Source organism: Thermopirellula anaerolimosa, from assembly GCF_054657335.1.
In genome coordinates, this window is the sequence record NZ_BAAHYX010000006.1 from 2591187 (window position 1) to 2603751 (window position 12565).

Below are 12565 nucleotides of genomic sequence, written 5' to 3' on the forward strand. Positions count from 1 at the left end.
ATAACGGCCGTCGAGAACGAAAGGAGCGGGTATGGCAAGCGTGGCAAAAGACGGCAAAGGCTGGAGAATCCTGTTTTCGGCCCCCGACGGCCGGCGGAAGACGATCCGGCTTGGCCGCGTGGACAAAAAGACGGCGGAAAGTATCCGCGTCCACGTGGAGGCCCTGCTTGCGGCCCGAATCAGCGGTCTACCGGTACGGCAAGCCACCGCGACCTGGTTGAGTACGATCGGGGACGCCCTCAAAGAGAGACTGGCGAGGGCGTTGCTGATTGAATCCGCCGCCGTGGCGAAGCTGGGTCCGTATCTAGAGAATTACGTATCCTCGCGGCAAGGCACCTGCACGGCCGCCACGCGGGTTGTGTGGCGACATACGATCCGCAACCTTTGCGAGTGCTTCGGCCGGGACTGTCGGCTTGCGGAGATCACGCCGGAAAAGGCGGATGCCTTCCGGCAATACCTGGTAGGCCAAGGGCTGGCCAGCACCACGATCAACAAGCGGCTGCAATTCGCCAGGATGTTTTTCACCCACGCCCAAGGTCTGGGACTGATTCCAAGCAACCCCTTCGGATTCGTCAAGCATCGAGCGGGTGACCCCTCCGGACGGCGAGTCTACGTGAGCGTTGAGGATACGTCGCGGTTAATTGAGCATGCCCCTAACGTGTGGTGGCGGTTGCTCATTGCCCTGGCCCGCTTCGGCGGCCTTCGGATTCCTTCGGAGGCATTTTCCTTGCGGTGGAGTGACGTGAATTGGTCCGAAAGCAGAATCGTAGTCCCCTCGCCGAAGACGGCTAACAAGGGAAAGCCCTACCGGGTGATTCCCATGTTCCCCTTACTGAAGCCGCACCTAGAAGAGGCCTGGGACGCAACCCCACCCGGGACGGAATACGTGTTCCCGGAGGAATACCGCCGCCGTGCGCAAGGCCCCGCGGGGTGGATCAATTGCAATCTGCGAACCACCTTTGAGAAGATCATCCGGCGGGCTGGCCTGGAACCGTGGCCGCGGCTATGGCACAACCTCCGAGCGTCCTGCGAATCCGATTTAGCCCAATCCTTCCCGCTGGCCGTGGTCACGAAGTGGTTAGGCAACACTCCGTCCATAGCGTTGCGCCATTATGTGGACCCCACGGATGCGACATACAAGGCTGCCATCCAGTGGACCCCCGTGACAGTACAGAACTCAAGATGTGGACCGAAGGGCCTCGGTGACGGTCAACCGCTAGGTGGCACAGAATCCGGCACACTGTTGGCGCAAAATCCGGCACAGCACGTTCCCGCAAGCGATTGCAAGATGGAGAACTCTGAATCGGAAAGCCTGTTCAATTACGAAGTTATGCAACCGCTTGCGTGTCGTAACTTATTGCTGCAAAACGACTTAATGGAGGATAGGGGATTCGAACCCCTGACCTCTTGAATGCCATTCAAGCGCTCTCCCAACTGAGCTAATCCCCCAACAGGGATCGTGATCATCCCGGATAACGCGGCAAAGATGTGGGGGAAGGATCCCAAGTGGGAACCGACCGCCGCCGGATTGCCGCCGACCGCAGGATCGACCACGACTAAGCTTCACTTTATCAGTCGCCGGGCGAGTCGTCAACTCCGGCGACCGGGACCTCCGCCGGTCGGTTTTCGGCGGGAACACCCTAATTTCGGCGGGACACGCGAAAGGCGGTCGGACGCTGCCGGGCAACCGGCAGCGCGGCGCCGGAACGGAAGATCGGCAGTACGAGTTCGGAACGGGAAATCGGCGGCGCGACTCCGGGTCGAGGAATCGCGCCGTAGCCGACCGCGCCGGTCAAGCCCAGGGCTTGCCGTCTTTTCGCGTGCCGCACATAAAGACGCGCATTCCCATCGCATCGGCCAGGGCGGCCTTGGCCAAGGCCGCGGCGTCGGCGGAGCGGGCGTCCTCGGCATAGGCGACCTGAATGTGGTTGGCCTTATGCTTGGCCATGAAGGCGTCGCGATCCACGCCGTACGTGACGGCGTGCATGATCGGCCATTGCGGGGTGGTCTCGTTCCAGCGGCGCTGCGTTTCCTCGGGGGGCAGTTCCACCACGCCGCCGCGACCGATGTCCATGCAGAGGCGACCGTCGTCCACGTAGATGCGGGACCAGACGATCTCGCCTGGTTTGGAGACGCCCTTGAGCGTTCCCCCGCCCAAGCGGAAATACATGGCCGGTTGGCGTTCGCTGGAAGCGCCGGTCCAACCGCCGACGAAATGGGCGGGCGGCGCCGATCCGCTGATGAGGAACACCCAAACATAGTCGGGCACCGTGCCCGAGCGGTCCGCGTCGCCCCAACGGACGTCGTGCAGCGTGTTTTCGACCGGTTGTCCCAGGGCCTTGTGGACGCGATAGGTCATCAGGCCGTCCAAGCCCGCGCACTCGTCCACCTCATTGAAGTGCGGCAACGGTTCGCCTGCGTACAGGATCCGCTCGCCGCGGCGATCGGTGACGGGCGGGCGGTCCGAGTTGTTCAGCATTCCCTCCACCAGGTCGCTGGCGGGCAAAAGGTCCTTCAAGCCCTGCTGGTATTGGATGCCCACCGCGTGGCAACCGAAGTCGTCCGCGATCCGCAGGGCCGCGATGTACATCTTGCACTGCGTCAGGATCTGATCCTCCGTGAGGTCCGTCTCGGGATTGGGGCCGGTGACGAATTTCATGCCGCGATCGAGCAGCCATTGGTAGACCCGGCGGGCTTCGTCGTCCGACACCTGCGTGGTCTCGTAATACAGGGCCGATTGGCTGAGTCGCTCCTTGTAGACTCCCAAAGGCATCAGCAGTTCGTCGGGGAGGATGGCGTTGTACATGCCCATGCATCCCTCGTCGAAGACGCCCAGGATGGCCTTTTTGACGCGGAACTCTTCGGCCAGGGCCTCGCCCAATCGCCTTAACGCGCCGGGAACCTTGACTTTTTTCAGCGGGACGGCGTGCCGGAGGGAGTGTCGCACGCGACCGTCCTCCAGCCAGGCGGTCAGGCGTTTGCGGAACTGAGGCAGCGAAAAGTCCTCGCTCCACAGCGTGCTGTAGGGCTTGCCGGCCTTGGTCAGGCAGGCGTTGAGGTTGAGCATGCCCACCAATCCCGGCCATTGACCCGACCAATTGGCCACGGTGAGAATAGGCCCCCGGTGGGAAAGCAAGCCGGCCAGCACATGGTGCGAGTACTGCCAGACGGCCTCGGCCACCATCAGCTTGGCGTCGGGGTCGATTCCCGCGAAGACCTCCATGCCCTCGCGCTGGGAACTGATGAATCCGTGCTTTTCGTCGGGCTTGTAGGGATGGGCGCGGACCAACTCGTAACCCGCCGCGCGCACCGCTTCCCCCAGGGCCTCTTCCATGGCTTGTTGGGCGGGCCAGCAGACCTGGTTGGCGGAGAGTCGCAAGTCGCCGCTGGCCGCCAGGAAGACCTGCTTTTTCTTGGCCTTGACGGGTTTGGGAATGGTCGGCATCCGGATGTCCATGGAATCAGCTCCTTCTCTGGTTGAGATGCCCGCCCACGGCGATCTGCCGAAGTGTCCCCGGTAGCCGTGGAGCCTTCGCGGTTACGGTGATCGAGAAGACGGCCTTGCCTGCTGCGCAACGGATCGGCTCGGCCGAGTTGCCGGCGACGCAGCGCCCCCTATCTTATCCCCGCGGCGGGAAGGGCGACAACGCCCCCCGACTCTCGGCGACGGACGGAGCGCAGCAAGATTCGGGCGCGCGGCTTAGGGGCGACGCTTGGGTGCGGCACCTGGTCCGCAGCGGCGGAGTCCGTCAGTTCGTCGTGGAAAGCAGTCGACCGTCGGCGTCGCGGCACTCGATGACGAGGTGCTCCGGCGAAACGTGCTCCGCCCCCACCACGCGAATCGAGACTTGATGCTGATTCTCGAGGTCGGAAAGGTCGCGGCGCTTCTTGTTGTTCAAATGCTCGGCGACCTCGTCCGCCACGGTCACCTTGATTTCGGCCGCGCGGGGAACCAGGCAGGCCAGAATCAATTGCCGCATCACGTCGATGGCCATGGTGTCCACGGTCTTCACCAGGCCGGCGCCGCGGCACAACGGGCAATCGCGGAAGAGCGTCCGTTTGAGGCTGGGGCGAATCCGCTGCCGCGTCATCTCGATCAGTCCGAAGGGGCTGGTGCGGACGATTTTGGTGCGGGCCCGATCGCGCTGCACCGCCTCGCGGAGCGCCCGCTCCACGGCACGGCGGTGCTTCTCCTTCCGCATATCGATGAAGTCGTTGACGATCACGCCGCCCAAGTCTCGCAGGCGGATTTGCCGCGCGATCTCCTTGGCCGCGATGAGATTGATCTGATAGGCCGTCTCCTCGGCCGAATCCTCGGCGCGGAAGTTGCCGCTGTTGACGTCGATGGCCACCAGGGCCTCGGTCTGATCGATGACGATCGAACCGCCCGGCTTGAGCGGCACCTGCCGCTGGTGGATCATCGTGATCTCGTTTTCCAATCCGAACTTGTGGAAGAGCGGCTCCTTGCCGTCGTACAGTTGCAGCCGATTGACGTACCGCGGCATCACCATTTCGAGGAACTCCTTGGCCTTTTCGTAGGTCTTGGGTTCGTCGATCACGATGGTTCCGACCTCGGCGCTGAAGATGTCGCGGATGGTCCGGGTGATGATGTCGCTTTCTTCGTAGATATCCACGGGAGCGCCGAGTTTGCGGATGCGGCGGACCAGCACCTTCCACAACCGCATCAGGTAGGCAAGATCGCGAGACAGATCCTTCCGCGTACGGTCGGCGCCCGCCGTACGGACGATGAACCCCAAACCTTTGGGCACGTTCAATTCGCGCATGATGTCGCGCAGTCGCCGCCGGACGGACTCGTCCTCGATTTTGCGGGAGACGCCGACGCGCCCCAAGGCGGGCATGAGGACCAGGTAGCGACCGGGGATGCTGATGTAGGTGGACAGCGTCGGCCCCTTGCTGCCGATGCCCTCCTTGATCACCTGCACGATGACTTCGTCGCCGCGTTTGAAGATGCTTTGGATGGGCGGTTTGAAGCGAGGGCGATTGCCGGGGCGAAACGGCCGCGCACGCGAGTTGCGGGGGCGTTCCTCGCCCGACTCGCCGAGCCCGTTGAGCACGCCCGAGGCCGGCGCCGGCATCTCGCCCAACTCGTCGGGGTCGTAGCCCGCCTGGCGAAAGTACTGCGGTTCCACGTCGCTGACGTGGAGGAACCCGTTGCGACCCACGCCGAAATCGACGAAGGCGGCCTGAATGCTGGGTTCCAGATTGACGATCACGCCCTTGTAGATGTTGCCGACGTATTGTTCCTGGTCGGCACGCTCGATGTAAAGCTCTTGCAGAACGCCGTCTTCGACGATGGCGATGCGGCACTCTTCAGATTGGGCCGCATTGATCAGCATCTCCTGTTTCATCTTTCTCGCCTTCCAAATCGGCTCCGGAGGCGAGTGCGTCGCGGGAGGATCGGGCGATCCCGGTTCGAAGTTGCCGCGGAGCGGGCTTCATGAGGCAAGCTCCACGTCGGCGCGGACCAGGGGAATGCCTTGCGCTTCCAAGTCCTCCAACCCCAGCACCGCGAGGACTTCTCGCGGGTGGAGCGATCCTTGGGGATCGACTCGCAGGGCCATCCGCAACACGCCGCCCTCGAGCGCCAATTCCTCCGCCCATTCCCGCAACTCGAAGGTCTTGCCTTTGGCCGGGCGATGGATGGGAAACGACGCGGCGGACGTGATTTCGCGGAGGCGGGCTTGGACCGCGGCATGGTACCGGGCGGGTACTTCCAGGCAGTAGACGACCCTCTTCACCCGGGCGGGCGGGGCCGACGGCGGGAGCGTCTCGATCGCGTGGAATTCCAGACCGGGAACGGCGTGCGACGCCAATCGCGCCGACAATTCCTCCCCCGTCATCGCTTCCGCCAACTCGACCTCGAGCACTTCGCGAACTCCCTCGATTCCTAACGCCAGGGCCGACGGAAAGTTGAACCGCGGCTTCGGGTGGAACCCTTGGCTGTACGCCGGACGTATGCCCGCGCGACGGAACCACCGTTCCACGATCCGCGCCAAGTCGTGATGCCCAACGAACCGCAAATCCCCTCGTTTCGAAAAGCGAATACGCACTCGTTGACGAACACGGGGTTCGTCGTCCCCGCCGCTGCCGTGCGCGACGGGGCCTCTTGGGGTGAATGTATCGTGGTCTGGATTCGGAACGCACTCGGTCGGTTCCGACGCCTGGGAGGCCGCCGTACGCAGGGAAGCGTGCGATGCGTCATCGCTCCGCGGAAACCCATGCACGGCGGACGAGGCCGCCGCGTGTTCCGGGCTTCCGCACGACGCATCGCCCGACGGGGCCTTTCTCTCAGCGTGGTCCTTCAGGTCCGAGTGCTCGCCGATGAATCGAAACTCCTTGCGTCTAACGGAACGTCGCCTTACAACGTTTTCGTCGGGATCCCCGGTACCCCGGGGGGATCTTTCTTCGTGAACGTCTCGTGAACGTCGTCCCTCCGGCCTCATCGCGTGTCCGACCGAGGTCGGTTTGCATCCCACGGCGGGCATCGCGGCGGTCTATCCTAGCCGAGAACCCTCTCCGCGTGCAATCCCCATACCGAAAGACGACCGCCCCGGGCTGTCCGATTGCGGAGGCTGAGGAAACGCCCCCAAAGTTAATCTGAACAAGGATATCACGCGTCCGCCCCGGCGAACGGAACGCGACCGGTCCAATCGCCGAAATTTACCTTGACTGCAAATTATAACCCGTTTTGGTCAATCGAAACAGAAACACCCATCCCAAGGCCCCCCATGCTTGGGGCAGATTTTCCGATCAGTCGGCGGTGTCGGCGCAGGGCCACGATCTTCCCCCGAGGGGGTGTCGTCGTTCGGACTCTCGATCGCGACCTGGTCCGCTGATTCTTGCGGCGGCGTGTCGGCGTGGTCTTCGCCGTGGATGACGGCCCGGTCGACCGCCGGCGGCGAAGGCGTTGCGGCGAGGGCTGGTTTGACTTTCGATTGCCGCCCAAGGAGGGGGACGCGGTGCTCGCTGATCCACGGCAGAATGGCTGATCCCCCCAGTTCCGACGCCCAACGGCCCAAACCGGGTGTGATTCGCCGCGGTGGAATGAGCCACAACTCGGGCCGCAGGGGCGATCGTCGGGCCTGATCCCGCGCCCCGTGCAGCACGGAAGAGGGGACTTCCGGCCCGACTGGCAGCAGCGTGGCCTGAAGAATCCCCCATTTTGGCAATTCGCCCCAAGTTTCCGGCAAGACCTGGTCGAATCGCCGCGCGAAGGCCAAAACCGGCTCCACACCCCACGATCGGAGGATCAAAGCGTCCAGAATCCGTTCCACGAGGAAGACGTGACTGGGCCGCGACGGCATTAATTGTTCCATCCCGAAGGCGATGGGTCGGTCGTCCCAGCGGTCGCGAAACAGGTACCACCGCGATTGGAGATCGGTCGCGCGAGCCCAAAACGTGACGATCGTGCCCGAGAACTCGCGGATGGGGCCGACCAGGCAGCCTTCCAACTTCGGGGATATTCGCCGCTTCTTCCAATCGCCGGGGGATACGCCGGCCTTAGCGGCATACTCCCAAGCCGACTTGGCCGAATCGAGCATCCCGATGGGCAGGTCGGGGACCGCCGGCCAATTCATGCCCGCCGACTCCAAAAAGACCCTGGCCCTGATCGCCGCCTCGCCGTCTTGACGCAAGAGAACTTCACGGCAATAGGCGGCCAAGACCTCGTCGGGAGAGACGGTTTCGCGAACGGGGCCGATGCCGGCGTTTCGCATCGCCGTCGGACATGCCGAATTCGGGGAGCGGTCGGTTGCGATCTCGGGCAAGGGGTCGGCCGACGCGGGAACGTCACCCGTCGCCGGGCTAAACTCGCGCTTGTCCAGACGCGCCATCTCGCCGGCCTCCGTGGAGAGCGAAGAGAAGCTAACGCAACTTTCCGTTATTAGAGGGCGCCGCCGCTTGCAAGGCAAGCGCAACTCGCCTAGAGCCGCCGGCGTAAGCCGGCGGTGAATGAAGCGCTATCCAGGTTTCAAGTGTTCGCACAGCGCTTCCACCACCAGCTTACGCTGGTGGCTCCATATTTCCCGGCGCCATCACGCAACACGAGAGCCTCCAGCGTAAGCTGGAGGTGTCACGGCGCAACCCAAGATTTCACCACCAGCTCACGCTGGTGGCTCGGATTTACCAGCACTACCACCACCAGCTCACGCTGGTGGCTCTTGGCTTACGCTGGTGGCTCAGGGTTTGGGCGCGAGCGTGAGCCTCGGGCGTAAGCCCGAGCTGGAGGCTGCGATCCCTGACGGAGCGCCGCGTTTTGCGTTAAGCTAACGGTAGCCCGCCCCCAGGCAATGCCTCGCTCGCCCGCGGTTGGTGCCGTTGCGGGTTTGCGCCGCGGAATCGCGAATGGCGGTTGTCGGCGAACGCGGGCGGAGTATGCCGTGCGGCGCGTGCGCTGTCATCAGCAGGTCTTGGCGTTCCATCATGCACTCCTTTGGTGATCGAGTCTTTCGAGTCCTTCCGCGCCAGGAGGGGGCGACGCTGGCGGCGGCCCTCCGCGAATGGCTGCCGTCGGTCTCGTGGTCTCAGGCGAAGAAGCTGATCGCGGGCCGCTACGTGCAGGTTAACGGCAATCCCTGCCTGGACGCGGCCCGGCGCTTGAAGTTGCAAGACGTCGTCAAGCTGACGACTCGGCCCGCCGCGCCCCCGCCCGGCCCTCGCGACGTCGCCGTGATTCATCTGGACGAGCACCTTGTGGTCGTGGACAAGCCCTCGGGAATGACCACCAATCGGCACCGCGAGGAGTTGGACGCTTCGCAACGGCGGCGGCAATTGCAGCCCACGCTGGACGAGGTCTTGCCGCACATCATCGCCAGGATGGAGGGCAAACGGAAGAAGGGACCGCCGCTGCCCGTCCGTGCCGTCCATCGCCTGGATCGCGACACCAGCGGCCTGATCGTTTTCGCCCGCACCGCCGAGGCGGAACGAGGACTGATGGAACAGTTCCGCCGGCACACTACGACCCGAAAATACTTGGCCGTCATCCCCGGCTACCTCGAAGCCCAGACCTTCAGCAGTCGTTTTGTGCGGGATCGCGGCGACGGGCGGCGCGGCAGTACGCTTCGCGACGGCGAGGGCAAGGCTGCCGTTACCCACATTCGGCCCATCGAGCGAATCGGCGAGTACACGCTGTTGGAATGCCGCCTGGAGACCGGTCGGACGCACCAGATTCGGATTCACCTGTCCGAGGCGGGCCACCCCGTGTGCGGAGAAAAGATCTACAATCGCACGCTCTACGGCAAGCCCATCGAGGACCGCAGCGGTGCCCCCCGCCTGGCCTTGGCGGCGGTCGAGTTGGGATTCATCCACCCCGTGACGGGCGAGTCGCTGCACTTCGAGGTGCCGCTTCCCAAGGACCTCAACGACTTTCTTTACGAACTGCGGCGGAGAACCTTGCCGCGGTCGTAAGCCGGCGGTGTCTTGGCGCAACCCAAGATCCACCACCAGCTTACGCTGGTGGCTCTTGGTTACTACTACCATCAAGAGTACCACCACCAGCTTACGCTGGTGGCTCGTGAATTGGCGCGATGATGCGCGCGCCGGCGCAATTCACGCAAACGATCGAGAGCCTCGGGCGTAAGCCCGAGGTGTTGTTGCGCTACCCAGCGCTCGCCATTGGCACCACCAGCTTACGCTGGTGGCTCTTGGTTACTACTACCATCAACAGTACCACCACCAGCTTACGCTGGTGGCTCGTGAATTGGCGCGATGATGCGCGCGCCGGCGCAATTCACGCAAACGATCGAGAGCCTCGGGCGTAAGCCCGAGGTGTTGTTGCGCTACCCAGCGCTCGCCATTGGCACCACCAGCTTACGCTGGTGGCTCGAGATTTCGCGCAATCACGTCCAGCGCCACCGGGCTTGTCGCAGTACGGCCTGCGATGACCCGGCGAGCAGTTCGTACCATACGGTCAGCAGCGTCCCGTCGCCCAACTCGACCGTCGAGGGATAGCCCAAGTCCCCGCCGGCCCCGTCTCCGTAAAGGACCATCGGGGCGGACCACGATCGACCGCCATCCTCGCTGATCCGCGCTTGGCAACCGAAGGGTGGGCGGCGATGGCCGTAGGTCATGAGAATGCGACCGTCGCGAAGTCGCAACAGATGGGAAGGCAGGCCCCAAACTCCGATCGACCGCGGGGCCGACCAGGTTTTGCCGCCGTCGTCCGATTCGCACTGGAGGGTCTCTCCCGCGTTTTGCGGGTTGTGATTGCGAATCTGCGCGATCAAGCGACCGTCCGCGGTTTCCACGGCGTGAAGTTCGTGGTATTGGGCGGGATCATCGCCCTGTCGGGTGGGAATTTCCGCCAGCCATTCCCAAGTCGCGCCGTCGTCCGAGGATTGGCAGACGCCGACTCGGCCCCGCCCTTTCCATAGTTCTTTGCCCGCGTAGAGCAATCGCCCGTCGCGGAGTTGAATCGGCCCGTGCGGACTGCTGACGAGGCATCGCTGCCGCTGCGACCAGGTGATGCCGTCGTCGGTGGATCGGGTAATCCAAACGTCCAGGGCCGCATCGCGTCCCGCGGCATCCAAGCGCTCGTGGGCGGCCTGCCAACGGCGGAGCTTTTCGTCGGGCCATGCGCCCGGCGTTCCCGCCGCCGCCTCCGCCCGCTTCAGGATCGGTTCATAGGCCAGGGAGGTGAACGTCGTGACCAAGATCGTGCCGCGATCCGTCTCCAGCACGCCCGCGTCGCGGTCGTCGATGGGGCTGTCGAGAATCACCTGCGGATAGGTCCAGGTCTTGCCGTCGTCGTGCGAACGCATCAGTTCCACGCGCCCGAACGGGCAAACGTGGGCCTCGCGACCTCCGGAATAGACCAGCAGCAGTTCGCCGCTTTTGCGCCGCGCCACGGTCGGCCAACCGTGATAGGCGCTGAGATGGGAGATGGCGGTCACTTCGGCGACTTCGAAGCCCGGCGCGGCGGGTTCCGCGGTCGAGGTCGCTTCGGCCCCGCAGACCGTTTTGTTCAGCAGCAGCCAGGGCAGTGCCAAGGCGCCGGCCGAACTTAGTCCGCCTCGGGCCAGCCAATCGCGGCGAGACAATCGGGGTGCTGCGATAGGGGAGAATGAATTGCGGTGCTGGGGACGGACGCTCATGGGAACCCTCGCTGTCGAATGGAGTCGGCGGTGACGCATACACTGGAGCCGATAGTGCGCACACTGGAGCCGCCGGCGTAAGCCGGCGGTGGTAAACGCCGGGTAGTGCCGAAACACCGCCGGCTTACGCCGGCGGCTCTCAATTATTGCGGCGCTAAGCATCGCCGGCGGCTCTCAATTATTGCGGCGCTGGGCATCGCCGGCGGGCGAGACGGGAGCGGATCGCAGGGCTTAGAAGCCTCGGGCCGCGCGGACGTCGTCGAAGTCCCGCAGGTGATAGCGGATCCCCACGTAGTCCAGCACCCGGCACAAACCGCGGAGGGCGACGCCCATACCGTCGGGACCGCTGAAGCCGCCGAATTGGCCGCCCCCTTTGACGTGCGGTTCCAAGTCGAGGAACACGCCCGGCACGCCACGCTCCGCCATTCGCGATTCCAACTCGGGCAGATAAGAGGCGAAGTCGCGGAGGATCGCCTCGTGCCCGGTGTCCCCTAGGTTCGAGGGCACGAAGTTCTTCAGCATATCTTCGTCCACGTGTCCGCCCTTGGCGTCGCGCTGGGGTCGGCGATAGTCCTTGATGTGCAGCCAACCCAGGCCGGGCTTCATCGCCAGGTATTGCGCGTAGATTTCTTCCGCGGTGTACCCTTGCACGACCAGGTTCGCGCCGTCGAAGACGAGGACCAGGTTGGGGTGCGCCAGGCGACGGTGAATCTCGGCCAAAATGTGCCCGTTCTGACCGACCAGATTAGCCTCCACCTCCAGGCCGAAGATCAGGCCCGACCGGGCGCAGCGGTCGGCGATTTGCCCCAACCGATCGACGACTTCGTTGACGTGCGGTTCCGGGTCCGTCCCCTTGGGATGATAGAACGAGAATCCTCGGATGAGCTTGGTTTCGAGGAATTCGGCCAATTCGCACGCCCGGGCGACGTCCTCGGCAAGATAGCGTTCGAACGGGATGTAGACGTTCTTGGTGCCGTCTTCCTCATCCCGCAGTTTGATCTTCCCGATGGGCGACCCCAGCGACGAAACCCGCAATCCGAATTCGGCTTGGAGCTTCTTGACGGTGCTCAATTCCTCGGGCGACAACTTCATGACGTTCTTGACGCCGCCGCCCAGGTCGATGAAGCGGATGCTGTAGTATTGCAGACCCAAGGCCGCGAAGGCCACGAACTGCTCCAGGGCCGTCTTGTTGAGTGCGGCTTCGTCCGCGAAGCCGGACAAGAGAATTCGGGGTTCCGTTGGCATGGGAAGACCTCGCGTCCCGAGACAAAGGTGATCTGACTTCGTCGGAGCGCACCCGCCGTCGGCGATCGGCCCGCCCCGTCCCACGCACCGCGCTGCGGATCGGCAAGCGATCCGATGACGTCCGAGGGGAGCGTGGAATCGCTATTCTGAAGATTTCCGACGGTTCGAGCAACCCCCGCGACCGACCATCGAGGGGAAAAACCCGACGA

The 12565-nt window shown here is 63.9% G+C and carries 9 protein-coding genes and 1 tRNA gene; 2 read left to right on the plus strand and 8 right to left on the minus strand.

Annotated elements, in window-relative coordinates; genetic code table 11:
* Window positions 1–31: 31 nt before the first annotated feature.
* On the plus strand, window positions 32–1411 hold the full coding sequence (locus ACYQ6J_RS15360; protein ID WP_460185067.1) for a tyrosine-type recombinase/integrase: 1380 nt from the start codon (window positions 32–34) through the stop codon (window positions 1409–1411).
* Here the strand turns inward: ACYQ6J_RS15360 and ACYQ6J_RS15365 are convergent.
* From ACYQ6J_RS15365 to ACYQ6J_RS15390, 6 genes are all read right to left on the minus strand, one after another.
* Window positions 1377–1449: transfer RNA gene (locus ACYQ6J_RS15365), tRNA-Ala, on the minus strand. The genes ACYQ6J_RS15360 and ACYQ6J_RS15365 overlap by 35 nt on opposite strands.
* 343 nt (window positions 1450–1792) lie before the next feature.
* Complete coding sequence (locus ACYQ6J_RS15370) at window positions 1793–3457, minus strand: fucose isomerase (RefSeq protein ID WP_460185068.1); 1665 nt, start codon at window positions 3455–3457, stop codon at window positions 1793–1795.
* Window positions 3458–3749: 292 nt separating this feature from the next.
* Window positions 3750–5369 carry an Rne/Rng family ribonuclease gene (locus ACYQ6J_RS15375; protein ID WP_460185069.1) on the minus strand — a complete coding sequence of 540 codons (1620 nt, stop codon included), beginning with the start codon at window positions 5367–5369 and terminating at the stop codon, window positions 3750–3752.
* Between the two features lie 87 nt (window positions 5370–5456).
* Window positions 5457–6506, minus strand: a complete 1050-nt coding sequence (locus ACYQ6J_RS15380; protein ID WP_460185070.1) for a TIGR03936 family radical SAM-associated protein — start codon at window positions 6504–6506, stop codon at window positions 5457–5459.
* A gap of 207 nt (window positions 6507–6713) precedes the next feature.
* Window positions 6714–7853, minus strand: coding sequence for a hypothetical protein (locus ACYQ6J_RS15385; RefSeq protein ID WP_460185071.1), 1140 nt, complete (start codon window positions 7851–7853; stop codon window positions 6714–6716).
* Window positions 7854–8285: 432 nt separating this feature from the next.
* Window positions 8286–8444, minus strand: coding sequence for a hypothetical protein (locus tag ACYQ6J_RS15390; RefSeq protein WP_460185072.1), 159 nt, complete (start codon window positions 8442–8444; stop codon window positions 8286–8288).
* On the opposite strand from ACYQ6J_RS15390, the gene ACYQ6J_RS15395 reads away from it, so the two are divergent.
* Entirely contained in the window at window positions 8443–9426 is a 984-nt protein-coding gene (locus ACYQ6J_RS15395) for an RluA family pseudouridine synthase (protein ID WP_460185073.1), read from the plus strand. The two genes, ACYQ6J_RS15390 and ACYQ6J_RS15395, sit on opposite strands and share 2 nt — an antisense overlap.
* A 431-nt stretch (window positions 9427–9857) precedes the next feature.
* Here ACYQ6J_RS15395 and ACYQ6J_RS15400 read toward each other — a convergent pair whose 3' ends face one another.
* Both ACYQ6J_RS15400 and ACYQ6J_RS15405 read right to left on the minus strand, forming a co-directional pair.
* Window positions 9858–11111, minus strand: coding sequence for a sialidase family protein (locus ACYQ6J_RS15400; protein WP_460185074.1), 1254 nt, complete (start codon window positions 11109–11111; stop codon window positions 9858–9860).
* A gap of 231 nt (window positions 11112–11342) precedes the next feature.
* Entirely contained in the window at window positions 11343–12356 is a 1014-nt protein-coding gene (locus ACYQ6J_RS15405) for a sugar phosphate isomerase/epimerase family protein (RefSeq protein ID WP_460185075.1), read from the minus strand.
* Window positions 12357–12565: the final 209 nt, after the last annotated feature.

Excerpts from the sequence above, each read along its gene's own strand:
- ACYQ6J_RS15390 (WP_460185072.1), bottom strand. The coding sequence starts at position 8,444 with ATGATGGAACGCCAAGACCTGCTGATGACAGCGCACGCGCCGCACGGC.
- ACYQ6J_RS15380 (WP_460185070.1), bottom strand. The coding sequence starts at position 6,506 with ATGCCCGCCGTGGGATGCAAACCGACCTCGGTCGGACACGCGATGAGG.
- ACYQ6J_RS15405 (WP_460185075.1), bottom strand. The coding sequence starts at position 12,356 with ATGCCAACGGAACCCCGAATTCTCTTGTCCGGCTTCGCGGACGAAGCC.
- ACYQ6J_RS15395 (WP_460185073.1), top strand. The coding sequence starts at position 8,443 with ATGCACTCCTTTGGTGATCGAGTCTTTCGAGTCCTTCCGCGCCAGGAG.
- ACYQ6J_RS15370 (WP_460185068.1), bottom strand. The coding sequence starts at position 3,457 with ATGGACATCCGGATGCCGACCATTCCCAAACCCGTCAAGGCCAAGAAA.
- ACYQ6J_RS15360 (WP_460185067.1), top strand. The coding sequence starts at position 32 with ATGGCAAGCGTGGCAAAAGACGGCAAAGGCTGGAGAATCCTGTTTTCG.
- ACYQ6J_RS15385 (WP_460185071.1), bottom strand. The coding sequence starts at position 7,853 with ATGGCGCGTCTGGACAAGCGCGAGTTTAGCCCGGCGACGGGTGACGTT.
- ACYQ6J_RS15400 (WP_460185074.1), bottom strand. The coding sequence starts at position 11,111 with ATGAGCGTCCGTCCCCAGCACCGCAATTCATTCTCCCCTATCGCAGCA.
- ACYQ6J_RS15375 (WP_460185069.1), bottom strand. The coding sequence starts at position 5,369 with ATGAAACAGGAGATGCTGATCAATGCGGCCCAATCTGAAGAGTGCCGC.